21 protein-coding genes are annotated in these 23530 nt (G+C 48.8%); 1 reads left to right on the top strand and 20 read right to left on the bottom strand.

Translation table 11 applies throughout. The annotated features are described in order from the left end of the window. Positions 1-5 precede the first annotated feature (5 nt). The 9 genes from argR to V3C10_18055 form a co-directional block, all read right to left on the bottom strand. A complete protein-coding gene (gene argR / locus V3C10_18015; protein ID WVP61185.1) occupies positions 6-455 on the bottom strand; it encodes an arginine repressor in 450 nt (149 codons plus the stop codon). An 82-nt stretch (positions 456-537) separates the two neighbouring features. Next, entirely contained in the window at positions 538-1389 is an 852-nt protein-coding gene (locus tag V3C10_18020; protein ID WVP61186.1) for an NAD(+)/NADH kinase, read from the bottom strand. Positions 1390-1475: 86 nt separating this feature from the next. Continuing rightward, positions 1476-2291 (bottom strand): TlyA family RNA methyltransferase, encoded by an 816-nt coding sequence (locus tag V3C10_18025; protein WVP61187.1) that lies wholly within the window; start codon positions 2289-2291, stop codon positions 1476-1478. Beyond that, a complete protein-coding gene (gene dxs, locus V3C10_18030; GenBank protein WVP61188.1) occupies positions 2288-4177 on the bottom strand; it encodes a 1-deoxy-D-xylulose-5-phosphate synthase in 1890 nt (629 codons plus the stop codon). Before dxs ends, V3C10_18025 begins: the two co-directional genes overlap by 4 nt. 135 nt (positions 4178-4312) lie before the next feature. Further along, entirely contained in the window at positions 4313-5194 is an 882-nt protein-coding gene (locus V3C10_18035) for a farnesyl diphosphate synthase (protein WVP64656.1), read from the bottom strand. Then, positions 5194-5436: an exodeoxyribonuclease VII small subunit gene (gene xseB / locus V3C10_18040; GenBank protein ID WVP61189.1), complete on the bottom strand. Its 243-nt coding sequence runs from the start codon at positions 5434-5436 to the stop codon at positions 5194-5196. The genes V3C10_18035 and xseB overlap by 1 nt, the downstream gene beginning before the upstream one ends. 16 nt (positions 5437-5452) lie before the next feature. Further along, positions 5453-6652, bottom strand: coding sequence for an exodeoxyribonuclease VII large subunit (gene xseA, locus V3C10_18045; GenBank protein WVP61190.1), 1200 nt, complete (start codon positions 6650-6652; stop codon positions 5453-5455). A gap of 3 nt (positions 6653-6655) precedes the next feature. Continuing rightward, a complete protein-coding gene (nusB, locus tag V3C10_18050; protein WVP61191.1) occupies positions 6656-7099 on the bottom strand; it encodes a transcription antitermination factor NusB in 444 nt (147 codons plus the stop codon). An 815-nt stretch (positions 7100-7914) separates the two neighbouring features. Then, positions 7915-8040, bottom strand: coding sequence for a hypothetical protein (locus V3C10_18055; GenBank protein WVP61192.1), 126 nt, complete (start codon positions 8038-8040; stop codon positions 7915-7917). A gap of 176 nt (positions 8041-8216) precedes the next feature. Between V3C10_18055 and V3C10_18060 the strand changes: the two genes are divergently transcribed. Then, a complete protein-coding gene (locus V3C10_18060) occupies positions 8217-9149 on the top strand; it encodes a DMT family transporter (GenBank protein ID WVP61193.1) in 933 nt (310 codons plus the stop codon). 141 nt (positions 9150-9290) lie between these two features. On the opposite strand, the gene V3C10_18065 is transcribed toward V3C10_18060, so the two are convergent. The 11 genes from V3C10_18065 to V3C10_18115 all read right to left on the bottom strand — a co-directional run bounded on the left by V3C10_18065 (position 9291) and on the right by V3C10_18115 (position 23487). Further along, complete coding sequence (locus V3C10_18065; GenBank protein WVP61194.1) at positions 9291-10115, bottom strand: EFR1 family ferrodoxin; 825 nt, start codon at positions 10113-10115, stop codon at positions 9291-9293. A 197-nt stretch (positions 10116-10312) separates the two neighbouring features. Continuing rightward, positions 10313-11260, bottom strand: a complete 948-nt coding sequence (srtB, locus tag V3C10_18070; protein ID WVP61195.1) for a class B sortase — start codon at positions 11258-11260, stop codon at positions 10313-10315. Between the two features lie 12 nt (positions 11261-11272). Further along, a complete protein-coding gene (locus V3C10_18075; protein WVP61196.1) occupies positions 11273-12871 on the bottom strand; it encodes a BsaA family SipW-dependent biofilm matrix protein in 1599 nt (532 codons plus the stop codon). A 79-nt stretch (positions 12872-12950) separates the two neighbouring features. Further along, entirely contained in the window at positions 12951-13862 is a 912-nt protein-coding gene (locus V3C10_18080; protein ID WVP61197.1) for a BsaA family SipW-dependent biofilm matrix protein, read from the bottom strand. A gap of 178 nt (positions 13863-14040) precedes the next feature. Next, complete coding sequence (locus V3C10_18085; protein ID WVP61198.1) at positions 14041-14949, bottom strand: BsaA family SipW-dependent biofilm matrix protein; 909 nt, start codon at positions 14947-14949, stop codon at positions 14041-14043. After that, positions 14930-15454: a signal peptidase I gene (locus tag V3C10_18090; GenBank protein WVP61199.1), complete on the bottom strand. Its 525-nt coding sequence runs from the start codon at positions 15452-15454 to the stop codon at positions 14930-14932. The genes V3C10_18085 and V3C10_18090 overlap by 20 nt, the downstream gene beginning before the upstream one ends. A gap of 32 nt (positions 15455-15486) precedes the next feature. After that, the gene (locus V3C10_18095; protein WVP61200.1) at positions 15487-16416 is read right to left on the bottom strand and encodes a BsaA family SipW-dependent biofilm matrix protein; all 930 of its coding nucleotides are present in this window, start codon (positions 16414-16416) and stop codon (positions 15487-15489) included. A 128-nt stretch (positions 16417-16544) separates the two neighbouring features. Then, positions 16545-17390 (bottom strand): BsaA family SipW-dependent biofilm matrix protein, encoded by an 846-nt coding sequence (locus tag V3C10_18100; GenBank protein WVP61201.1) that lies wholly within the window; start codon positions 17388-17390, stop codon positions 16545-16547. 61 nt (positions 17391-17451) lie between these two features. Further along, complete coding sequence (locus V3C10_18105) at positions 17452-18075, bottom strand: BsaA family SipW-dependent biofilm matrix protein (GenBank protein ID WVP61202.1); 624 nt, start codon at positions 18073-18075, stop codon at positions 17452-17454. Positions 18076-18077: 2 nt separating this feature from the next. Then, complete coding sequence (locus V3C10_18110) at positions 18078-18758, bottom strand: hypothetical protein (protein ID WVP61203.1); 681 nt, start codon at positions 18756-18758, stop codon at positions 18078-18080. Further along, the gene (locus tag V3C10_18115; GenBank protein WVP61204.1) at positions 18751-23487 is read right to left on the bottom strand and encodes a VWA domain-containing protein; all 4737 of its coding nucleotides are present in this window, start codon (positions 23485-23487) and stop codon (positions 18751-18753) included. The genes V3C10_18110 and V3C10_18115 overlap by 8 nt, the downstream gene beginning before the upstream one ends. Between the last annotated feature and the right edge of the window lie 43 nt (positions 23488-23530).

The following is a 23530-nucleotide window of genomic DNA, read 5'->3' on the forward strand; positions in this document are numbered from 1 at the left end:
AATCCTTATCCTGCTATGAGCTTCTTGATCTTATCCATCAGTATGATAGTGTCGTCCACGGTCCTCACGGCGCACATAACAGTGTCGTCTCCCGCGATACAGCCTACAATTTCGCCGAAATGCAGGGAATCGAGAGCCGCGCCCACGGCCATAGCCATGCCGGATACCGTCTTGATCACAAGTATGTTCTGCGCCATATCCATGGAAAGGAAGCTGTCATGGAGAATCCTGATGTATTTATCGTTAAACGCTGTCTGGGGATGAAATACCGCGTATTTCTGGCGGCCATTCTCCGTCTGGATCTTGGACAGCTTGAGTTCCCTGATATCCCTGGACACGGTGGCCTGAGTCACATTATATCCTTCTTTGTTGAGGTACTCCGCCAGCTCTTCCTGGGTCTCTATCTCATACTTGCCAATTAACTCTACAATTTTGCTGTGACGTTCCAATTTCATTATACTATCCTCCGCTCTCCTGTCTCCGTATATCTGCATCTATGCCCGATGCGCCCGCATTTTAAACTTCCTGCGGCCGATCCTATATCTGCCTCATCTTACACCTGATGTTTTCAAGAAAAGAAACCTGCTTCAGCTGGATCAGCGTGGTGGTGATCTCCGAACGCTCCACCTCGATCCGGTCCCCTTTCCGAAGCTCCACGACCGTATCCCCATCGAAGCTTAAAAACTGCTCCACTTCCTCCCCGCCGGACACTTTCATCATAATCCGGCTCTCCGGGGAAATGACAATGCTCCTGGAATTGAGGGTATGGGGACAGATGGGCGTCATGATAATCATGCTGGACTCCGGCGCCGCAATCGGGCCTCCGGCCGACAGATTGTAAGCCGTAGAACCGGTCGGGGTCGCCACGATCATTCCATCGGCGGAATACTGGTTAAACAGTTCCCCGTTGACGTAGAGATCAAACTTCAGCGTGTAAAGTCCCGTCCTGCTCAGAATTATGTCGTTGAGGGCGATATCCTGCGCCACCGTGACGCCTTCTGAAACTACCCGCCCCTCCAGCATCATCCTCTTTTCCAGCCGGTAGTGATCCGCCATCAGCTCTTTCAGCGCAGGGACGATATCCTCCTCCCTGCTTATCTGTGTCAGATAACCGAGATGGCCCATATTGACGCCGAACAGCGGTAAATCCCGCCCGGCCAGATCCCTGGCCGCCTGTATCAGCGTACCGTCGCCGCCCAGCACGAGCACACACTCCGTCTCCTGCGGAACCTGCTTTCTGTCGGTATAGCGGTACTCCGAAGATCCCGGATTCTCACTGTCCCATCTGAGACATTCACAGCCATGGCTGTTAAGATACTCCGAGATTACCTCCGCCCCCTTTTCCGCGTTCTCCTTCTCCTTATTCACAATCAGGTAAAAATGTCTCATCCTGTGTTCTCCCGGCATTATGCCATCCGATGTTTTTGAATGTCCCGCAGCCTTCCCGGCTGTCTCTTTGAGGCCCTTACAGGCCGTTATGCCTGCTTATCGAGCTGTTTGTGGGCTTCCTCCACAACCTGCTCCGGATTCACCGCCATATCTTCATAGCGCTCTCCCTCCGCGTGATTCTTCAAGTGAAGCAGGTACTCAATATTTCCTTCCGGTCCCTTGATAGGGGAGAATTCCAGGTTCAGCACTTCAAAGCCCGTCTCCACAGCAAAACTGATTACCATGTTAATTACTTCAAGATGGGTCTTTTTATCCCTGACAACGCCCTTCTTCCCCACCTTCTCCCTGCCGGCCTCAAACTGGGGTTTAATCAGGCAGACAATCTGCCCGTCCTCCGCCATCAAATTTTTAACCGGCCCCAGCACCTTGGTAAGGGAAATAAAAGAAACGTCTATGGATACAAACTCTATTTTATCACCGATATCCTCCGGCACCACATATCGGATATTGGTTTTTTCCATGCATACGACCCTCGGGTCGTTTCTCAGTTTCCAGGCGAGCTGCCCATGGCCCACATCCACCGAATACACCTTGACGGCCCCGTTCTGCAGCATACAGTCGGTAAAACCACCCGTGGACGCCCCCACGTCCATGCAGACTTTGCCCTCCAGCGTCGCTCCGAAGTGGGTCATGGCCTTTTCAAGCTTCAGGCCTCCGCGGCTCACATATTTGAGCGTGGAACCCCTTACCTCTATTTTGGCCGTCTCCTCAAAGGAGGTTCCCGCCTTGTCTTCCTTCTGGTCATCCACATAGACAATCCCGGACATGATGATTGCCTTTGCCTTCTCCCTGGACTCGGCCAGGCCTTTTTTCACCAGAAGTACATCTAAACGTTCTTTCATCTGTTTTCCTCCGAATCAGGAAATTCGCTCTTCAGTTCTTTCTTCAGTTTCTCCAGTATGGAATCGCTGTCGATTCCCAGATCGCTTCTCAACTTGGAGACATTGCCGTGCTCCACATAGGCGTCCGGCAGTGCGATATTGACCACCTTAATGGCAGGATAATGTTTCTGCACATAATCGGTGATACGCTCCCCGTATCCGCCGCGCAGCACATTTTCTTCCAGTGTGATGATACAGCGGTGGTTTTTTGCCAGGTGGTCCACCACATCCGTATCTGCCGGCTTGATAAAACGGCCGTTCACCAGCGTGCAGGAATGTCCCATCTCTTTTAATTTGTTCCGTATATGCTCCGCCGTGCTGACCATGCTGCCCACGGCCAGAAGGGCAATGGAGTCCTCCTCAAAGAGGATTTCACTCTTCTTATATTCCACCGGGGCCAGGAATTCCTTGAGTCCTCTGTACGCCTGGCCTCTCGGATAGCGGATGGCCATCGGGCCGTCGTAATCCACTGCGAAGTGAAGCATTTCACGAAGCTCCCAGAGGTTCTTCGGCGCCATAACGCTCATATTGGGAATGGAAGACAGATAAGTCAGATCAAAAATCCCCTGGTGCGTCTCTCCGTCGCTTCCCACAAGTCCCGCCCGATCGACACAGAACAGCACCGGCAGATTCTGGATACAGACGTCATGGACAATCTGGTCATAGGCCCTCTGAAGGAAGGAAGAATAGACCACTACCACCGGCTTTAACCCGGCCGCGGCCATTCCGGCGGCCGAGGTCACCGCATGTTCCTCGGCAATCCCAACGTCGAAAAAGCGCTGCGGATACAGCCTGGAAAAACGTTTCAGCCCCGTCCCATCCGGCATGGCCGCGGTGACGGCGACGAGTTTCTCATTCGTCTCGGCTATCTTGCAGATTTCCCTGGAAAATACATCGGTGTAGGACGGATACAGTTTTTTCCCAATTGGTTTTCCCGTCCCGATATCGAACGGTTCCACGCCGTGGAAAGCCGATGGATTTCTCTCAGCCGGGATATAACCTTTTCCCTTTCTGGTCATTACATGGATCAGGACGGCATGGTTGATTTTCTTTGCCTCCCTGAAAATCTTCGCCAGTCCCTTCACATCATGGCCGTCAACCGGCCCCAGATAGGTAATTCCCATATTTTCAAACCACATGCCCGGTACCAAAAACTGCTTGATGCTGTTCTTGGTGCGCAGCAGCGTGTCCACCAGATCATTGCCGATCATCGGAACCTTGGAGAGCGTGCCGGCCACATTCTTTTTCAGCATGTTATAGCCCTCGTCTGCCCGCAGGTTGCTTAAATACCTGGACATTCCCCCCACATTCTCGGAGATGGACATCTTGTTGTCGTTCAGTACAATGATAAAGTTCTTCTTCAGGCGGGCCGCGTTATTTAACGCCTCATAGGCCATTCCGCCGGTCAGGGCGCCGTCGCCTATCACGGAAATAATCGAATAATCCTCCCCCAGCACATCACGTCCCTGGGCCATACCGAGCCCGGCGGAGATGGAGGTGGAACTGTGTCCCGTGTCAAAAGCGTCAAAAGGGCTTTCCTTGCGTTTAGGGAAGCCGCTCAAGCCTCCGTACTGACGCAGGCCGTCAAAGTTGTCCTTCCTGCCGCTCAAAATCTTATGGGTATAGGACTGATGCCCCACATCCCAGATAATCTTGTCCTTGGGAAGGTCAAAAGCCAGATACAGGGCGATGGTAAGTTCCACAACTCCCAGGTTGGAGGCCAGATGGCCGCCCGTATGGCTGATTTTCTCTATTAAAAATGTGCGGATCTCCTCCGCCAGTTCTCTTAATTCCGTCTCATTAAGCTTTTTTACATCATCGGGTCCATTAATTTTATCTAAAATCATGGCTTCTTCCTTATTATGCAACTGCTCACAGCTCTGCGATACGGCATTGCCGCGGACAGTTGCTTTATTGTTTGTTGCTTTATTAACCGTTTATCATCCTCTGATAACATTTCATTACCTTCAGAACAGTTCTGCTTATTTTTCTCTGCTCACCAGTACTTTAATCAAATCTTCCAGAAAATCATTTCTTCCGGGAAGGGAATAGAGGATATCGACTGCCGTCTCCGAAAGTTTTTCAACATCGTGTCTGGCCTTCTCAATGCCCTCCAGGCTCACATAGGTTGTCTTATTATTCTTCTCGTCGCTTAAGACAGGTTTTCCGAGTATCTCCTGGCTGCTGGTGACATCCAGTATATCATCCTGAATCTGGAACGCCAGGCCGATGGCTGCCGCCATCCGCTCCACCGTCTCACATTCTTCATCTGATGCGCCGCCCATCACCGCGCCGATGACCATGGCCGCCTCTAACAGAGCGCCCGTCTTCAGGCGGTAAATAAAGTCCAGCTTATCCTTCGGGATCAGCTTGTCCGTCAGTTCAACGTCCACCGTCTGGCCGCCGATCATGCCGTAGATTCCCGTCTTCTCCGCCAGAATCCTAATGCATTTGCCCACCCGATCGGCGTTCGGCGTCATGGCAAATGCCTTGGCCGCCGTCTCGATCGCATAAATCAGCAGGGCATCTCCCGCCAGGACCGCCATATCATATCCGTAAACCACCCAGGTGGTCTTCTTGCCTCTTCGGTACTCATCGTTATCCATACAGGGAAGATCGTCATGGATCAGGGACGACGTGTGAATCATCTCAATTGCCGCCATAAACGGCTCTATCTCACTGCCCTGGCCGCCGAAAAGGCGGTAAACCTCCCTCATTAAAAGCGGACGCAGACGCTTTCCGCCGGCCCTGACGCTGTAGTTCATCGCCTCAAAAATCGTCTTCTGGTGTCCCTCCTCTGCTGGCAGATAGGAATAAACCACTTTCTCCACTTCATCCGTATATTGTAAAAGCTGCTCGTTCATCACTGTCTCACATCCTCCGAATTGTTGCCGTTAAGCACCAGAATCTGTTTCTCCACTTTGTCTATCTTGCCGCTGCAGGTCTGCACCAGCTTCATGCCGGCCTCATAGTATTTAAAAGAATCCTCCAGGGAAACCTCTCCGTCTTCCAGATTCCTGATAATCCCGTCCAGCTCGGAAAAGATCTCTTCAATAGAAAGGTCTTCTTTTGCTGCAGCCTCTTTCTTATTTTCGTTTATCTCCATATTGTTTCACCACATCTCATTTCTTCTCTGTCTTCAGCACTTCAGCTTCAATCTTTCCATCCAAAACGCGTATCAGAAGATGCTCGCCCGCTTTCACCGAGGACACCGATTCAACTCGTTTTCCGTTCTCATCGGTCAGAAAACCAAATCCTTTACTGATCTTCTCAAGCGGGGAAAGAGCATGAAGACGGCCGCCGAGGAGCGCCATCCTGTGCTTTCTGTCCGTCAGTTTCTGCATGAGCAGCCGCTCCATCCGCTCTCCGGCATCGGCCAGTCTCTGGCGCTTCTCGTTGAGCTGCCGTTCCGGGTTATAGAGCCTTAAACGCAGACGGTACTGCTCCAGCTTATAGGCCGCCATGTCTTTTCTTCCCGACAGTGCGCGGTACAGTTTCTGCTTCGCGTCCCTGAGCTGTCCTTCAAAGAGTGAATAGTCGAATACGGCCAGCTCTGCCGCCGCCGACGGAGTGGGCGCTCTCAAATCCGCCACATAGTCCGCTATCGTAACATCCGTCTCATGGCCCACGGCAGAGATCACCGGCGTCTTGCAGGCAAAAATCGCCCGCGCCACGATCTCTTCGTTAAATGCCCAGAGATCTTCAATGGATCCGCCGCCGCGTCCCACGATCAGCACGTCCAGCTTCATCGCATCCAGGAGCTCGATTCCCCTAGCTATACTGGCGGCCGCCCCCTCTCCCTGGACCTGAGCCGGGCAGAGGATAAGCTGCACATAGGGATTACGCCTTGCCGCGATATTCATGATATCCCGGATAGCCGCTCCGGTGCTGGCCGTCACAATGCCCACCTTCATCGCATACTTCGGAATGGGACTCTTGTATTCGGGCGCAAACATGCCCATCTCCTCCAGCTCGTTTCTGAGCCGTTCAAAGCGCTTAAACAAATCGCCCGCCCCATCCAGAGTGATCTCAGCGGCATAAAGCTGATAGCGGCCATCTCTTTCGTACACTTCAATGCTTCCCTTGACAACGACCTGCTGGCCTTCCTCCATCTTGAAGTTAAGCCCGCGCCTCTTCCCGGCAAACATAACCGCCTGAATTGCTCCGAGGCCGTCCTTCAGCGTGAAATAAATATGTCCCGACGAATGGTACTTGCAGTTGGACACCTCTCCCTTAACTGAAATCCGGTTCAGGGCATAGTCCTGGGCAAACATATTCTTAATATAGGCATTGACCTGCGATACAGAATAAACACTTGCCATTCTCTACACCAGCTTTGCTAAAATACCGTTTACAAACGACGGCGAATCTTCCCCGCCGAATTTCTTCGCCAGTTCCACCGCCTCATTGATCGCTACCTTCTCGGGCACGTCCTCGTCAAACTGGATTTCAAAAAGCGCCAGGCGCAGAATCGTCAGCTCCACCTTGCCCATTCTCTTCGTCGTCCATCCCTTGGCAATCTCGTTAATCTGGCTGTCCAAATCAGGAATTTTCTCGATGATACGCTCCACCTTATTCTTCACATATCCACCGTCAAACACATCCAGGGCCGGGCTGTGAAGAATCTCACTCTCGCCGTCCGGGGCTGAAACCTCCTCCATCGGCTCCGTAAAATACTCTTCCACCTGCTCTTTTGTCTCGTCAGCCGGATAAAAGTCAGCGCAGAACAACAGTTTAAAACAATGCTCCCGCAATTCTCTTCTGGTCATATCATGTCCTCCTGATTCTATCTACTTATCCTTTGTATCCGTCACCGCGGGCAGTGAAAAGAGGGTGAAATCCGTCTCTTTTCCCGATGGCTTTGAAAAATCCGGTCGGTGTGCTTTCACTCTTCCGGCGCTGTCCCTGTGATGGCAGTGTACGGTTTTACCGTAAAAAATCGGATAATATTCTAATTTACCATTATAACTTAAGATAGGAAATTTCACAAGGGGAAGGAAATAATTTAGTTGGGGAACGAGAACGCCGCCGTTAGGTCGGGGGGCGGGATGGTGAGGGGGATTGTGAGTCTTCAGTCCCGGGCTGTAGGCTGTCGCGGGTGGGGAATCCGGGCAGAAAAAGTTCCTCCGGGAAACGCTTGCGCTCTTTGGAGTACATAACGGACACTAACCTCGTGAAAAACCTCGGTAAGTGCCGATGAACTCCCAGGTTCCCTGCGGAATCTTTTTCTCCCGGATTCCCCACGGGAAGGTTATGGACCGGGACTGAAGACGCGAAGTTTTTTCGCCATCCCGTACCCCGGCCTGCGGCCGCTGAATTGTTCTTATTCCTTCAAAGGGGGGAGGTACTGTCGCTGCCACTACGTTTCCTCGAATTCCAGGAGACTGCCTCCTCCTGTTTTAAAGTTCACGACTACATAGTGGCCGCGACAATCCCTCCCCCCTTACTTGACGAAAGAGACAATCAGCCCCTGAAGCCGGCGGACGGGGCAGTCACCTTCGCTGAGTCTTCAGTCCCATCGACAACCTGCCCGGGGGAAGGAAGGAGAAAAGATTCCGAAGGGGACATTGGAGCCCGCCGGTGCTTAGACGGCGTTCTTTGACGTCTTAGCATCCGCTGTGCGCTCCACAAGCGGGAGCGGGTCCCCGTAGGAATCTTTTCTCCTGGATTCCCCCTCACCAAACCCTATAAACCGGGACTGAAGACTCATATCCACCCTCCCACTCCCTCGTCCGCCGTCTTACAGAGGCGTCCTCACATCTCAATTAAATTCCCTTTTTAACAGTGTACCCTCTTTTTCCCATTTTTTTCTTTTTCTGCTTGTATTTCCACAAATTTATTGTTATTCTGGTTATGTTTGGACAGAAATAGGAAGAGGTAAGGAAAGTGAAAACAGAGACAACGAATGATATCAATAAATCAAAGACGGCACGAGGGGTTTTCTTTACCCTGGCCGGCGGTACGATGTGGGGGTTTTCCGGCACCTGTGGGCAGTATCTTTTTACTTATAAAAATCTGGACTCTGCCTGGGTTACGGTTACGCGTATGCTGTGCGCGGGAGTCATCCTTCTGGTGCTGGGTTTTATGAGACAGCGCAGGGAAATGGTGCTGATTATGAAGGATAAAAAGGACAGGAGGCAGCTTTTTATTTTTTCTATTTTCGGACTGATGTTCTGCCAGTACAGTTATATGACGGCCATCTCCCATTCCAATGCGGGAACCGCCACAGTTCTTCAGTATTTAGGACCGGTGCTGATTATGATTGTTTCCTGTTTTATCGCGAAGAAACTGCCCAGCGGCAGGGAAGTCTTTGCCATTATCCTGGCTGTGGCCGGAACCTTTCTTCTGGCAACACACGGAAATATCCATTCCCTGGTCATTTCAAACCTGGGGCTTGCATGGGGGCTTCTTTCGGCGGTGGCTCTGATGAGCTATACCATGCTGCCGGAAAAGATCATCGGACGGTGGGGAAGCACCATTGTCACCGGATACGGCATGCTGATAGGAGGCATTTTCCTGTTCTTCGTCACGCGGTACTGGACCGTGCGTGTGACCTTTGATCTGGGCACAATCCTCGGACTGGCGGCTATCGTACTGATAGGAACTGCGCTTTCGTTCACGCTGTACCTTCAGGGCGTCAGCGATATCGGTTCCGTCAAAGCCAGCATGCTCGCCTGTATAGAGCCAGTCTCCGCAACGGTCATATCGGCGCTGTGGCTCGGAACCGCCTTTACTTTCATGGATTTTCTGGGACTGGCGGCTATTATTACCACGGTTCTTCTGCTGACGCAGAAAAGAGGGAAAGAGAGAGTTTCTTAAAGTGAAATTCCCGAGTTTAGCCAGCACGAAACAGCATTTTACAAGCAACGAAAAGCCCGGATGCACAGGCGCTAAAACCTGTATATCCGGGTTTTCTTAATGTTCAATGTTTCATGTTTGATGCTTTATATTCCTGCCGGACTATACAAAAGTCTCCGCTTCTGCCCTGCGTGTATAGTTCTGCTCCAGCATTGCCACGTGGGAAAGGAATGCGGGATCGTCGAAATATTTGGCGCCCGTAGGACATTTCTTTACGCAGGCCTGGCATTTGATACAGATTCCGGGAACTTCCTTCGGATCCTCTTTGCTGATGGAGCCTACCGGACAGGCATCGACACAGATTCCGCAGCCATCACAGGCCTCTGGTTTGGTCTTTGGTTTGGCCTTCAGAAAGACAGCCGGCTTTCCGTCTGTTCCAAGCGGTGTGTAGTACGGTCCAACTGGATCGTCGCCGCGGACTGCGATTGGCTCCGGGATTGATTCCATGTTATCTACCTTATCCGCTACCTGCTCTGCAAATTGAGCCATGATTTCCTGATCCTTCTCATCCGGACGTCCTGGGGCGATTTTGTCTGAGAACACATGGCTTACGGCGAATCCAGCTCCGGCAACCGTATGGAAACCGTTATTCTCAAGTTCGTTGCGCAGCTCGATCAGTCCGTTGTCAAAGTTTCTGTTTCCAAAGGTAACGACGGGAACGGCCAGCGCCCCCTCACCCTTAAAGTGATTCTGTACGATTGGAAGCATCTTGTTTGGAACTCTTCCTGCATAGACAGGCGTGCCGAATACGACAAGGTCTGACGGTGAATAGGTCTGCTCCTCGGTTCTGTTCCCCGGTAATGTAAAGTCGTAAGTTTCCATGGGAACTCCGAGCTTTCCGGCGATTTTTTCCGCAATGGCGGTTACTACACCCTCCGTATTTCCTGTGGCACTGTAAAATACCGCTTTCACACATGAAATTTTCATTGGTTTATTTCCTCCCTGATTTTTCTCATTCACAGCTATGTAACGGTAACCTGCACGCGGGCTGCCGTCCTTCATTAAATCTTTCCTAATTATTGAATCCTTCCACAGTTGCGCTTATCTTTCATTATAGCAGTTCTACAGGGTTTGTTCAAACACTAATTGAGACACTGCAAACAGAAGGAAACGGGTCTTCCGGATTATTCATCCGAAAGCCCGTTTCCTTCTGTTTGCGCTATATGCCCTTCTGCTTGTACTGCAGAGTCTTCCATTTGTTCCGCATGTTCTTCCATTCGTCCCGCATGTTCTTCTATTTGTGCCGCATGCACTACCAGCCTGTGGCTGTAGCCTTTTCCCGTACAGGTCGCAAGCATCAGCGTATGGCCCGACTCTTCCGGAACCACATCCGTCTTGTAGAGGGAGCGGGCCGCAGCGGCGCTTAAGAATGCGTTTCTTTCGTCTTTTCCCGTGAACAGGGTGGGAAAATTCTCACCGCTTGCAGACTCCTCATAGCAGGAGTAAATTTCAAATCTTACACGGCCGTCGGGAAAATATAAATCCACATAGGGACGGCTATTGCGGTAGGACTGGGATTTAAACTGCCTGAGCCCGGCGAACATGGAGCCGTTGCGCATATTATGGCCGAACAGGATTGTGTTGGAATCCGTCAGATCCGCTTTGTTCCTGTAGTCCATGAAAACTGCCCCGGACCCGCTTTTCTGTCCGTTAATGCCGTGGCTGATATAAAAATCGTTGTCCCCTGTTTTCGCGACGGGATAACTGATTCCCGTTCCGGGGATATCCAGCCAGGCAACAATATCCGGATTTTTCTTTTTCAGGTAGCCGAAGTCGATAGACAGCATCCTGTTAAGGTCCACCGCCTGGTCCGAAACACCGCCGTCGCTTCCGTTTCCCTGCTGTGCATTTGCACCCGCATCGACAGAACCGGCGTTCTGGCCGGAACCCCCGCTGTCTGCGAGGGCTTCGTCTAAAACGCCGGGGATGACCTTTACCGCTTCATATGCTATTTTATCATATTCTCCTTCTGCTTTCCGGTAACCGTATATTGTCTTTACCAGAAATCCCGATGAGAAGAGGAATATTACCAAAACCGTAATAAATAAAAGCTTCCAGGTTTTCTTTTTCATTATGCCGTTTCCTTAATTTTCAGAGTCGTCTTTTCTGCGAATCTTCATTCCCAGATAGAGAAGGATAATGCCGCTTCCGAATACCGTCATGATAATCGGCAGGATTGGCGTATTGTCACCTGTCTTTGGAAGCATTCCGAGTGGAACCGGACTGTCTTCAATGATTGTGGCGTCTGCCATCGGAACTTCCGAATCCGGAATATTGACCGTTCTTCCGCGGTCGCGGTCTCTTCCACCACCACCTCCGCCTCCTCCGCCGGAGCTGACTTCCGTGGCCATGAACTTCCAGTCAATTTTGGAGAGGACGCCTGCAATAGCCTCCGTCCTTCCGTCTCCTACCTTCAGTGTCGGGTCGAGCTGCAGTTCCACCTCGATGGTTCCCGTCTTCCGGCTTATATAGCGGCCCAGAGGAACCACCCGTTGGATGCCCTCTTCCGATACAAGGGAGGCTCCCGTAGCTTTTCCGTCGTAAAGAAGTGTTCCATCATAAGTAACCTTCATCGTGATCAGGTCCAGAATCTCATCCTTTACCTCATCCTGCGTTCTCGGGATGACCTGCATATAAAGATCGTAATCTTTGCCCGAAGCATTCTCGATATTCAGCTTATCCTTGTAAATTCCGCCGGGAACCATGTCGGTAAAGCTCATAAACCAGTTGCCTTCCTCAGCTCCGCTGTCCGTGCGGTACGGTGTATAGACCAGCTTGCCTCCGGATGATTCAAATTTAAGCGTTTTCACCGTAGACGATGTAAAGATGCCGCTGTCGGCAACTTTGTCAGCCAAAAATGCAAGTGTGTCGCCGTCCTGTCCGAATACCTCCGCTACTGCGGCTTTTGTCGCCTGTACCGTGGTTCCCTTGATCTCCATCGTGTATTTCGCGGAGTCATAGCCATACTCGGAATTTACCTTGTCAACGGTCACCTTTTTCACCGAACCGTCGTCCTGTTTTACATGATAAGTAGTTTTGCCTGTGATTGTGCGCGCCAACTCGTCATTGAGTGTCACGCTGTTTAAAAATGCCGGAGATTCACTGCCTGGTTCAATGATTCCCACGTAATAAAGGGTATAACCGTTGTCTTTGTCAGGTTCCTCATTCATCAGAAGCCATTTTCCCTTTGCCTCCGCCACTGTGTTGACAGCGGTCAGGCCGAGGCTCAACGAGGCATTGTCCGTTTTACCGGATGCCAGGAGTACCACCGTATCCCTGTTGAAATTCGGTATTGCGGCGTATTCCATCCCTGCTCCCGTCTCGAAGGTCAGAGGAAAAGCTTCTCCTGCCAGAGGCGCTACCGGCTCTTCCACAATGTTTCCCTGAGCGTCCACCGATGTTGCATAAACGTTTTCTCTTCGGATCCACTGCTGGGTAATAACTGCCTTTGCCATGACCGGTACGGTTCCCTTATTGCTGATCCAGACTTTTTTCTCCTGTTCTTTTCCCGGCTGCCAGTCGGAAGGTGCGTCAAAAGCCTCATCGAGGGAAGTATTGTATTTTCCAGGCATGAACTCATTACCGGTCTGAATCTCCTGGGTCCAGGCCGCCCAGGTGCCGCCGATGAGCATCAGAGATGCCAGGGCTGCCAGCCCTAATAGTTTGCGTCTGCCTTTCCTCATATCACTATCTCCTGTCTGTTATGATACAGCCCCCTCACGGGGCAGCTCTCTAAACTGCTGATGGTCTGTTGCTTCACTCTTAAGATTCTGTCTTTAAAAGTTCGTCTTTGTTTGCTGTAATAAATTCTGTGGCAAGCTGCTTGGAGTAGCCCTTAGCCTCAAGTGTCGTATTAATGGCATCTTCTGTTGCCTGTACTGTAGTCGCATTAATCGTCATCGTATATTTTGCACTGTCATAACCGTATGCCGGATTTGTCTTTGTTTCGGTTGTCTTAATCGTATTGCCATCTTCATCTGTTCTGACGGTTGTGGTTTTTTCTGTTACGGTTGTATTGATAAGCGGATTTAAGGTCGCTCCAGTCAGTAACTTAGGTGATTCTCCGCCTTCGCCGATGATGCCGTTATAAATGAATTTCAGATTGGAGAATCCTTCTCCTTTGTTGACTTCATCACTGTTCTGCGCATCTACCAGGATCCATTTGCCTGCTGCATCTGCGGAATCCAGAGAGGTTACCTGCGTATCAATCTTGAGTGTTTTTGCTGCCAGAACCGCTGTTTCAGTGCCTTTGGAACTCAGCACCGCAATGTCTTCTCCCCAGCTGATTATAGATGCATACTGCAGTTCGTCTTTGTCATCCCGGAACATCAGATCGAAGTATTCTCCCTCTGCCGGAGAAACGGTTTCATTCTCTCCGTTATTCTCAGCCTCTACAGACTCGGTTCTCACCCATACCTGATCGATGGCCGCAATCGCCGCCAGCTTTACATTACCGCTATTTTTCACGGTTACTTCCTTCGGCACCGTCACTCCCGGTACCCACTCTCCTGGTGTCGGAGGAATAAATTCCTCGACAATATCAGAATCATATTTACCTGTCTGGAATTCATTGACTGCCGTTAAATCTTGGCTCCAGTATGCCCATGTTCCTCCGATAGCTGCAACCGCTGCAAGTGCGGCAAGTCCGAATAACGCTTTTTTATTCTTTTTCATAAATCCGTCTCCCTTTCTTATGCTCTTCTCAGTCCATTATTTTAATAGTCCATTATTTAATAGTCTGTTATTTTAATAGCTTATTATTTTAATAATCTGTTACTTTATAATTTGTTATGTTTAGAATCTGTTATGTTTAGAATCCCTTATTTTTCCGATGTTTTGGCTTTTCATCACTTTACGGCGTTGTGGATGATGTGCTGTCTTCCCTGCACAGGCTCCTCACATAGGACAGCAGGCTGTCAAATTCCTGTGGAACCAGCTCCGTGGGAAGTTCCGTCTCTGTTCCGAGAACTGCGTCCACCGCTGATTTTGTTGCCTGAACCGTCTTCGCCTTAATGTTCAGCTTGTAGTTGACACTGTCATAGCCGTACTCGCTCTGCGTGCTTGTAAAGGTATAAACATTTTCTCCGTCCGAGCCTACATCCGCAACCAGCTTGGTTCCCGTAACCGTGGATTCCAGCCGTGGGTTCATCGTGACACTTTCCAGAATGGACGGTGAGGTTTCTTTCCCTCCTATCACTCCTACATAGAAGAAGTAATAGACCGGGGTTTTAAGAGCCCCTGTGCCGTCCGTTTTCAGGTAAACCCATTTACCTTTATATTCTTCCGGCTGTTTTCCCGAATCGTATTCCACAACCTCCGTACCGAACTTTTTGAGTCCTACTTCTTCCTCCGGAAGCAGGTTGCCGTTTGGATCCTTCGGAGCAAATATCGTCGGAAGTTTTTCTCCCTTAAATGCCACCGTCTTGGAGCTTTCCACCAGCTTTCCGTCGGCTCCCGTCTCATACGAAGGAATGGTGATGTCTTCTTTTCGGATACACTCTTCCGTAAGCTTTGCCACCGCTACCACATCGACATTCCCCTTATTGGTAATCACAACCTTTTTGGTAATCTCCGTTCCCGGCTGCCAGTCGGCCGGCGGTACGAATTCTTCGGTGATTTCCGTATCATATTTCCCCGTGAGGAATTCATTGGAGGCGGACAAGTCCTGGCTGAAGTAGGCAAATGTACCTCCTATTGCCGTAACAGCGAGGAGTGCACCCAGTGCCAATATGTATTTTTTATCAGGTTTCTTTCTCCTCATCGCTATGTTCCGTCCTTTCTTCCCCCTTCTTTTTTGTGGGGAAAAGGCTGTCAAGAAGGATATTTATCACGATAACCGCTGCCATTAGGCCAATTACCATAAAATTTTTACTGTAACCCACAAAGAATCCTGCCACCGGTATACTGAATTTCAGTACCTTTCCCAGCACCTGGCTGTATTCCACCGGGTTTGGGTCTTCTGTCATATTTGCATCGCCCTTTGTGGTAAACGTTCCCGAAAGCTCGCTTTTTTCCGCCACACGGTGGGTAACCATTGCGTTTTCACCCGTTCTGAATGTGATGGCATCCCCTACTTTGATATCGGCGAAATCCGCGCTCTTATAGTAAATGACGCTTCCTACATGGTAAGTCGGCTCCATACTGCCGCTGAGTACCACTACCGGCCGGTAGCCGGCTACCATGGGTGATGCAATCAGCAGGTAGAAGATAATGCATGCGTACACCGCCCATGATAGAATGTTAAATATCCCTTTTATTATTTTCATATTTTTTCCCTGTGCCTGTATTCTGTCTGTGTTTATTCAGCTAATTTCTTGATTGCCTCAGGAGCCTCCGTCCATACGGCATCCTTTGTAGCCTGAATAAATTCTGTTGTGATGGTCAAATCGTAGTTAGCTCCTGCATAACCTTTTGCATTTTCATCAAGGCCGCTCTCTGCTTTTCTGAAGAAGTAGCTGCCGTCTTTTGCCGCATCTTTGGCTGCCTGCAGTTCTTCGTCGTCCGATGCCGCCGTGAGCCATTCTTTCTCATTATCAACAATGTACTTTTCAACATCAAAATCGGCTTTAATCTTGTTATCGCCATCCAGTGCATGTGCATTGGCCGCTTCCTGAGCGCTCATCACGTAATATGACTTGGTGCTGACGTATTTTCCTAAATCGATATTGGATGCAAGTGTAACGGAATCCATAAGCTGCTCTGTGCTTGTTCCTGCTGCCAGAACGCCGTTCCAGTACCAGTATCCGTTGTCATAGAACCATTTGCCTGCGCCTGAGCCTGTGTTGAGGTTTTTGTATACTACCGTATCATCACCATCTTCGTTGAAAAATTTCTGCGGAGCAAGACCATCTTCCGGGTCATTCTGGAATGCCTTGTAGCCTCCTCCATCTTCTTTCACTACGTTGAAGAATACATCTCCGTCCGAACTTTTTATTGTTTTGAATGCATCTTTTGCATTGTCCCTATACCACTTCTCATCCATACTTACACGCACCAGAATCGGATAATCACCGGTGTTCTTAGCCGAAACAGTTTTATCAACCGTTCCGCCTGGCTTCCAGTCCTCGCCGTCTGCCGGGTTGAAATGCTCTACTACGGATGTATTATACTGTTTTGTTGTAAAAGGGTTGGTAATTGCCGCTGTCTGATTAAAGAAAGCCCATGTTCCGCCAACTGCTGCCAGAGCTGCAAGTCCAGCAAGCGCTCCCACTTTTTTATTTATCTTCATATTCATTTCCTCCTGCTTTGGATTTTTATTGCTGCTTCTGCCCGCTGTGTCTGAGCAAATTTCCCGAACGCTTTACGCGTCCCCATTTTCAGGTTAATCAGCCGTTGCGCCATTATCCTGCCTGTATCTTATTTCAGTTCCCAGTCACATCCGTCCGGCGCTTTAAATTCAGCTCCCTTGCCAAATACAGCGTTAACTGCTTCTGATGTTGCCTGAATTACTTCTGCTGTAATCTTCAGCGTGTAATCTGCATCTGCGTATCCCAGTGCCTGGGCATCGGCTGCTACGTCGGATTTGATATGTCTGATTACTTGGCCTTCCGGTAATGATGCTGCCAGCTCGGCTTCCGTCATCTCTTTTCCATCCTTATTTTCAGGGAATGGAATCCAGTCGTTCTCTCCTGCTGTTTCTGCTAAGGAGTAATATTTCTTTTTGAGGAACTGTCCCATATCTGCTTTCTCAGAGAGTTTTACGGCATCCAGAACTTCCGAAGTGCCGAGTTTGCTTCCCAGCGCCGTATGGTAGTAATAGTAACCATCCTGATAAATCCAGTCTTTTGTATTTGCCAGTTTCTTCTCAACTACGGAGTCATCTACATCTGCTGTTGCCACTCCATCTGCCGGATTCCCCTGGAAAACATTCATAATTTTGTTTTCTTCGCCGTTAAGAGTCTTGTCTCCCGCTTTAATATCTACAAAAGCTTCCTCGCCCCTTTTCCATGTCTCATCAAACCGTACACGCACAACTACCGGTTTGTCTCCTGTATTGGTCACCAGCACATCCTTGTTAACTTCCACGCCAGGCTCCCAATCATGGCCGTCGCTCGGGTTGAAATCCTCTACCAGTGTTGAACCGTATTTTGCCGTATCAAAATTATTCTCCACTTCCATGGTCTGGTTAAAATATGCTAAAGACCCTCCCACTACAAAGATTGCTGCTACACCGGCCAGGGCTGCTATATTTCTCTTCTTCATATCCGTTCCTCCTGAGATTTGTTTTTTGTTTTCTGCTCTTACTTTTTATGTTTGTACTTCTTTATTTTAAGAAGTTGTTCCAACTGAGTTTGTCTGCGTCTGCGCCTATGTCGTTTTTCCACTGCTCCGCCGATACGTTGTCCGCCGGTATTGCCTCTGCATCAAAGAAGAGTTCATAAACCCGGTCGCTGTAATCGGTGCCGTGTTTATCATTGGACACTTCCGCCGATAACTGAAGCTTTTTAAGGATAATCGAAGTGGTATCGCCGTCCTCACCCGACTTTTTAAGAATCTTATTATAGTAGTAATAATCTCCGATTTCCACCCACTCTTTTTCCCATGAATCGGTCCATGATTTTGTAACCTTATCGGTATCACTGAAAGGATCTCCCGGTGCAAATACAGAATCATCGGCATTTTTCCACACCGCCGTTACTTTTACTCTGAGAAGCAAATCCGCTTCGCCCGTATTTTTAAAATAGGGCTGTTTTTCAACTGACTCTCCCGGGAGGAAAGTGCTGTCCGGATTGAAATTCTCAAGCATTACCGCTGAGCTTGGGCCCGAGGTGTTAAACGGGTTGGTAATATTAACTTTGTTTGTGTAGCTCGCCATACTTGTTCCGATTGTGGTGAGGCAGAAGAAACCTACCATAGCGGCAACTAATTTTTTATGTATCTTTCTCACAATCAGTTACCTCCTTCCCACAGGACTGTCGTCGTATACTTGTTTCCCGGCCAGCCCTTTTCGTCTACTGAGATGGATTTGTCGAATAATTCCTTCACCGCATCCTTGCTCACCTGAAGTTCATCGCTGGCCTGTACGGCTTCCACCTGGAAATGAAGCTGATATTCGGCTTCTGCATAACGGCTGTCGGGATAGCTATCTGCGTCGTCGAATGTCACCGACCTTAAAATTTCTTCTGTGCTTTTCTCCGCTTGCAGAACCTTTTTGTAGTAATACCAGCCATCGCCTCCGTCATACCAGTTATCATTCCAGTCGTTATCCCATTCTTTCGATACGATGCTGTCATCATTGCCCGTCTCACTGCGGTTCGGAAGAATAATCTGCTCTTTCTTTCCATCAGATAGCGATTCCGTGTAAACCCAGGTTTCCGCATAGGCGATGCGGAGAAAGACATCCGCAGTACCGGTATTTTTAAATACCACTTCTTTCTGCTTCTTTCCACTGTTGCGATCCACGTCGCCTATTTTTTCTGTTGTTGTAACTTCCACTGTCGGCGTCCGAACTTCATTTTTGAGAGCCATTCTGTGGCGGACGGCCGCCCCGGTTCCTCCAATCCCCAGGGCCAGTACCGCCATGAGAGTGACGCCGGTTATTTTTATATAATTTCTACTAAATTTAATCAAGCGCCTCTCCCTCCTCCATATCTAAATTCTCTTCATCGTTTCCTGTTAAAGCTGCTTTCGGGTGGTTCTTTGCAGCCTCTTTCGCAGCTTCCCGGCTGGTCTTGAACGGTGTGTTCTTATCTCCTGTGGTGTAATTGGTTACCGTGTTCCAGCTGTGGAAGTATGGTTTGTGTCCGTATGTGTTGTAAACTTCTACCAGGAGGTCATCCCCCGGCTTCACAGTTACGGTTCCTTCGGAATCCTCAATTGGGTCGCCCGTTTTTGCATCCGTGATTCTCAGCATTGCCGCCTGTGTGTATTCCATAGGTACCGACTCTGTAATTTCGAATGTCGTTTCTGAATCCACATAGATATATGGGCTCGTCTCTCCGTCTTCCAACGCTACCGATGAATAATCTTCACCGTTTACATGGATGATAAATTCTTTTCCGTCATCCTCCGGTGTACCGTCAATAACTACTTTTCTGATTTTCATCTTTCCCTGTGTTACTTGAAGTACCGGATGTGGATATTCTAATTCCTTCTGGTTTGTTCCATAGATATAAGTTACATTTGCCGATTCATTGGAATGGAATCCCGGTTTTCCTGAGCTGGTCCACTCCTCCTCGGAGAATCCAGGTACGTCGGTGTCTGCATCGCCTACTACTTCTCCGTATCCGCCATTATTCTGAAGGTATTCTTCAAATGCTTTGGCTGAAGGTTTTATCGGGAAGCTGATGCTGTAGGTGACATCTTTTTCAAATTCATAGTCACCTGCGAAGCTGACTGTTACCGTCTTTCCTGTCTTTGTAATATCCGGTTTTGCCTTTTCTTTCTCCCCAGTCGACATTGGTATTCCATCCATAAGGATTTTTACATCGTCCGTGCTGTTCGGATTGACAAACTCTGCGTACTCACTGAGTGTATCTGTTATCGTCACGCCCGTGATCCCCGGTTTACTTTCTGTTACGGAAGAGATAATGCTGTTTTTAATATTTGTAAAGACTGCATTAATATCTCCTGCCGAATATGCCCCCTGACTAGTTACTGTGGCTCCTTTCTCTTCCGCCTTTTTTTTCAGTCCGGTCAAATATTTAGATGACGCCGATACGCCGCATGCAATAATATGAAGTGATGTATCGGAAGATAAAGATGCTATTGCTTTTTTGATATTTGTATCAGTGCTTTCACTATCATTTGTAGGATCTCCGTCTGTTAAAAAAATAATATGTTTCTTAACTCCGTCCTTTCCTCTATTTTCTGGTGAACCGCTGTTTAATAATTCAATTCCTTTTGTCAATGCTCCATTCGGATATGTACCTCCGTTTGGATCTGATATATTAATTTCACTTTGATAATTGCTGCTTACTTTAAGCCAGTCGGTTTCAGACGGTTTTATCTCAAGCCCTCCGTAATAACTCTTTGGAAAATGGATTCCCTTATAGTACACGTCATACTCTGCCAGGCCTTCCACTACTCTCTCAATCGCATCATTCACCAGTTCATACCGTGCACGATCCGAACCAGGTATTGAATACTCCATACTGCCTGATTTGTCCAGAATAAACATTACATCTGCCGGTACTCTTGTTTCTATTGTTTCTGTTGATGAACCTACCGGTGAAGTAACATCCAGTGTCAGTTCAAACGTTCCGTTTTTCTTATCTTCGATATATTTTCTGTGTTCCGGCTCCGGTACGTATGTTACCTGTATTACCGGTTTCGGATATTTCAACTTCAGTTCATTATTCTCACCATATGATAAGATAGCTTCATCATTAGAATAAAAACCGTCTTTTGTGCTGCTGGTGTCATTTCCTTCATAATCGGTATTCACATCTCCTGTTGCATTGTATCCGTCAGGACCTTCCGCTTTGGCAGTTGAACTCGCCGTGATATTAAATACAAGTTCATAAACCGCATCATCGTCGAGTGTCTTTTTCTCACCGAAGACTAAGGAAACCATCCTTATATCAGCGTTGTAAGTTAATGACTCGTAATCTCTGCCTTCCGTCAATGACGTCCTGCCGGAATTTGTCTTCTTATATACCTTCGCAGTTTCTTTCCAGTTAGACGGCAATTCCACGTATTTACTCAGTGTATCATCAATTCTGACGTTCCTGAGCTTCAGGCTCTCCAGCATATCTCCAAAGAGTTCTTCCAGCTTGTTGCTTCCCGATGTGAAAATTCTTGTGGTTTTATCAGGTATATTTGTTCCATACACAATCGGTTCAAAATATTTCTTCGCTGCTCCGGCAAACTGCATTCCATAGACAGTCGCTCCCTTTTCGGTTGCAATTTCATTAAATTTTCTTCCGGCATTTAATGTTTCGGAGCTGGTTTTATCGGAAGTACTGCTTCCTGTTCCACCCACACCGTAACTAGAAGAATATTCGTTGAATATATCTTTGTTTTTTTCATCAGGATGCTTATTATAGAAAGTAGGCTGTCCATCGCTTAAGAAAATAACTATCGGAACATTTCCCGAATTTGACCTGCTTTTCAATAATTCTGCCGCATCATATAGTGCATCTTCATAGTTTGTTCCGCCGTTAGTGTTTAATCCGGTTATTGTTTTTTTAATTGTCGTTGTATTTCCCGACCACTCCAAGTTGATTTTCGAGGTCTCACCGTAAGAAATAACTGCGAATCTGCTTTTTGCTGACTGTCCGAAAATTGTATCGACGAAACTCTTATAATAAGTCCCATTACTCCAATATCCATTAGCCAGTATATTTTTCAATGTCCCCATCGAACCGCCCATACTTCCGGACCGGTCGATTATGAGAAGGACATCCGTTCCCTGACCTGAGCCGGAAACATCCAGATGCAATTCGTAATCATCTCCGCCAAGGTGTTTTATCTGTTTGTGATATCCCTGAATCGTAGGTGTAAAATCACTCACCGCCGCTACGGATGCCTGTACGGAAACCTGTTCATTTTCTGCCTTTGCCGACCTGAAGAACCTTGCCTTAGACTGTGCTTTCCTGGACTGCATCGCCGCTGCCGGCAGGAATGTCATATTCAGGTAAATCGTGCCGTCTTCGTCATATTCGTAACTGCCGTAATCATAATCGTCATAGTCGTCGTACTCTTCGTCGTCTTCCTCATCCTCATCGTCTTCCGCCCACTCTTCGAAGCTCATTCCGTCGTCTTCATCTTCATCCGATGCATCCGGATTCGGTCCCATTACTCTTACGACGTTGTAGCTGGAAATCGATACTGTCTGTTCACCTGATGAACCGCTGTCGCCGGAGCCGGAGTCTGAACCGCTGCCGGAACCTGAACTTGTTCCTGAGCCTGAATCACTGCCCGAACCGGAACCGCTGCCGGAACCTTTATCGCTGCTGGAACCGGAATCTGTTCCTGAAGACGAGCCGGACGATTTGTTGCTGTCATGTCCGTTATCGATGCCGTTGTCCTTGCCGGAATCTGTACTTCCCTGGCTGTTTTCTTTATCGGATGAACCGCTGTTTCCCGTATCTCCCTTGTCTGCGTCTGTTCCGCCGTCGGATTTTGTTCCTCCCTGGCCTGCATCACTTCCGCCATCGGGTTTTGTTCCTTCCTGGCCTGCGTCACTTCCGCCGTCGGGTTTTGTTCCTCCCTGACCTTCATTGCTTCCACTGTCAGGTTTTGTTCCTCCCTGGCCTTCTTCGCTTCCGCTGTCGGGTTTTGTTCCTCCCTGGCCTTCTTCGCTTCCACTATCGGGTTTTGTTCCTCCCTGGCCTTCTTCGCTTCCACTATCGGGTTTTGTTCCTCCCTGGCCTTCTTCGCTTCCGCCGTCGGGTTTTGTTCCTTCCTGACCGTCTTCGGTTTCTGTATTTCCGCTGTCGGATTTGCTTTCATCCTCAACCGTTCCCTGATCTTTATCGGTTCCGTCTTCTGGACCTGCGATATCATTTCCTTCTTCGGAGCCGCCCTGGTTGTTTTCACTTCCGCTTCCTGAACCGCTTCCGCCTGATGAACCGCCGCCCTCTCCGTCCGGCTGCTCCTCTTTCGGTTCTTCTGTCTGCTCTTCAGGCGCTGCCGTTGTCTCAGTAACTTCTTCTTCCTTTTCTTCTATAAAATAGCTTGCCGCCGGCACTACGATTTCAGAAGTTTCAATATCTTCAAAATTCAGATTAAATGTCGCATCCACTCCCGTACCGTTCATATAGAGGAAAATGATTTCCTCATCTCCGGTCAGCTTGTAGGATTCCTCTGCTTCCGCATCCGAGGCGCTTGCTTCACTGTCTGTATTACCAAGGCCTGCATGCTCTCTGTATTCCATGTATTTCTTTTTATCGAGACGGACCAGGATGTAACCGTATGCTTTTTTGTTATCGCCGGTTAACATTCCCTCTTCGTCGTTGTCATAAAATAAGATAAAACTGGAATATCCGTCAAACAAATCTTCGTACTTTTTAAAATTCTGGCTGTTTTCACTGTCCGACTCGCCGTCCAGTTTTCTTAACATGCCGTCAAAATCAAATTTCCAGCCATTTGTTACAGCACGTTCCGCTTCGGCCAGAAGTTCTTCTCCTGAAATCGAAGTTCCCGGCATCCACACATCCGCCTCCGATGCGGTGGCGCTTGACGGTGTTGCTGCAAGTCCGTTTCCGTCCAGTGCAATCTCTGCTGCAAATGCAGCAATATTTATGTTCGTAATACACAGACAGGCGATTAACAGCCAGGCCAGGCTTTGACGCCAGTTGCGCTTTACTGCGCTTTTTCTTCTTCTACTGAATAATTTCTGTTCCGCGAAATTCATCTATTCTCCCGCCTTCCTTTCTCCGTAAATCTCCCCTGTGCTT

Source organism: [Clostridium] symbiosum, assembly GCA_036419695.1.
Classification (GTDB): domain Bacteria; phylum Bacillota; class Clostridia; order Lachnospirales; family Lachnospiraceae; genus Otoolea; species Otoolea symbiosa_A.

Coding starts and splice junctions, on each gene's coding strand:
- V3C10_18020 (WVP61186.1), bottom strand. CDS start 1,389: ATGAGACATTTTTACCTGATTGTGAATAAGGAGAAGGAGAACGCGGAA.
- V3C10_18035 (WVP64656.1), bottom strand. CDS start 5,194: ATGAACGAGCAGCTTTTACAATATACGGATGAAGTGGAGAAAGTGGTT.
- V3C10_18100 (WVP61201.1), bottom strand. CDS start 17,390: ATGAAGAAGAGAAATATAGCAGCCCTGGCCGGTGTAGCAGCAATCTTT.
- V3C10_18095 (WVP61200.1), bottom strand. CDS start 16,416: ATGAAGATAAATAAAAAAGTGGGAGCGCTTGCTGGACTTGCAGCTCTG.
- V3C10_18090 (WVP61199.1), bottom strand. CDS start 15,454: ATGAAAATAATAAAAGGGATATTTAACATTCTATCATGGGCGGTGTAC.
- srtB (WVP61195.1), bottom strand. CDS start 11,260: ATGAAAAAGAAAACCTGGAAGCTTTTATTTATTACGGTTTTGGTAATA.
- V3C10_18055 (WVP61192.1), bottom strand. CDS start 8,040: ATGAGTCTTCAGTCCCGGTTTATAGGGTTTGGTGAGGGGGAATCCAGG.
- V3C10_18065 (WVP61194.1), bottom strand. CDS start 10,115: ATGAAAATTTCATGTGTGAAAGCGGTATTTTACAGTGCCACAGGAAAT.
- xseB (WVP61189.1), bottom strand. CDS start 5,436: ATGGAGATAAACGAAAATAAGAAAGAGGCTGCAGCAAAAGAAGACCTT.
- V3C10_18085 (WVP61198.1), bottom strand. CDS start 14,949: ATGAGGAGAAAGAAACCTGATAAAAAATACATATTGGCACTGGGTGCA.
- argR (WVP61185.1), bottom strand. CDS start 455: ATGAAATTGGAACGTCACAGCAAAATTGTAGAGTTAATTGGCAAGTAT.
- V3C10_18115 (WVP61204.1), bottom strand. CDS start 23,487: ATGAATTTCGCGGAACAGAAATTATTCAGTAGAAGAAGAAAAAGCGCA.
- V3C10_18025 (WVP61187.1), bottom strand. CDS start 2,291: ATGAAAGAACGTTTAGATGTACTTCTGGTGAAAAAAGGCCTGGCCGAG.
- xseA (WVP61190.1), bottom strand. CDS start 6,652: ATGGCAAGTGTTTATTCTGTATCGCAGGTCAATGCCTATATTAAGAAT.
- V3C10_18080 (WVP61197.1), bottom strand. CDS start 13,862: ATGAAAAAGAATAAAAAAGCGTTATTCGGACTTGCCGCACTTGCAGCG.
- dxs (WVP61188.1), bottom strand. CDS start 4,177: ATGATTTTAGATAAAATTAATGGACCCGATGATGTAAAAAAGCTTAAT.
- V3C10_18075 (WVP61196.1), bottom strand. CDS start 12,871: ATGAGGAAAGGCAGACGCAAACTATTAGGGCTGGCAGCCCTGGCATCT.
- nusB (WVP61191.1), bottom strand. CDS start 7,099: ATGACCAGAAGAGAATTGCGGGAGCATTGTTTTAAACTGTTGTTCTGC.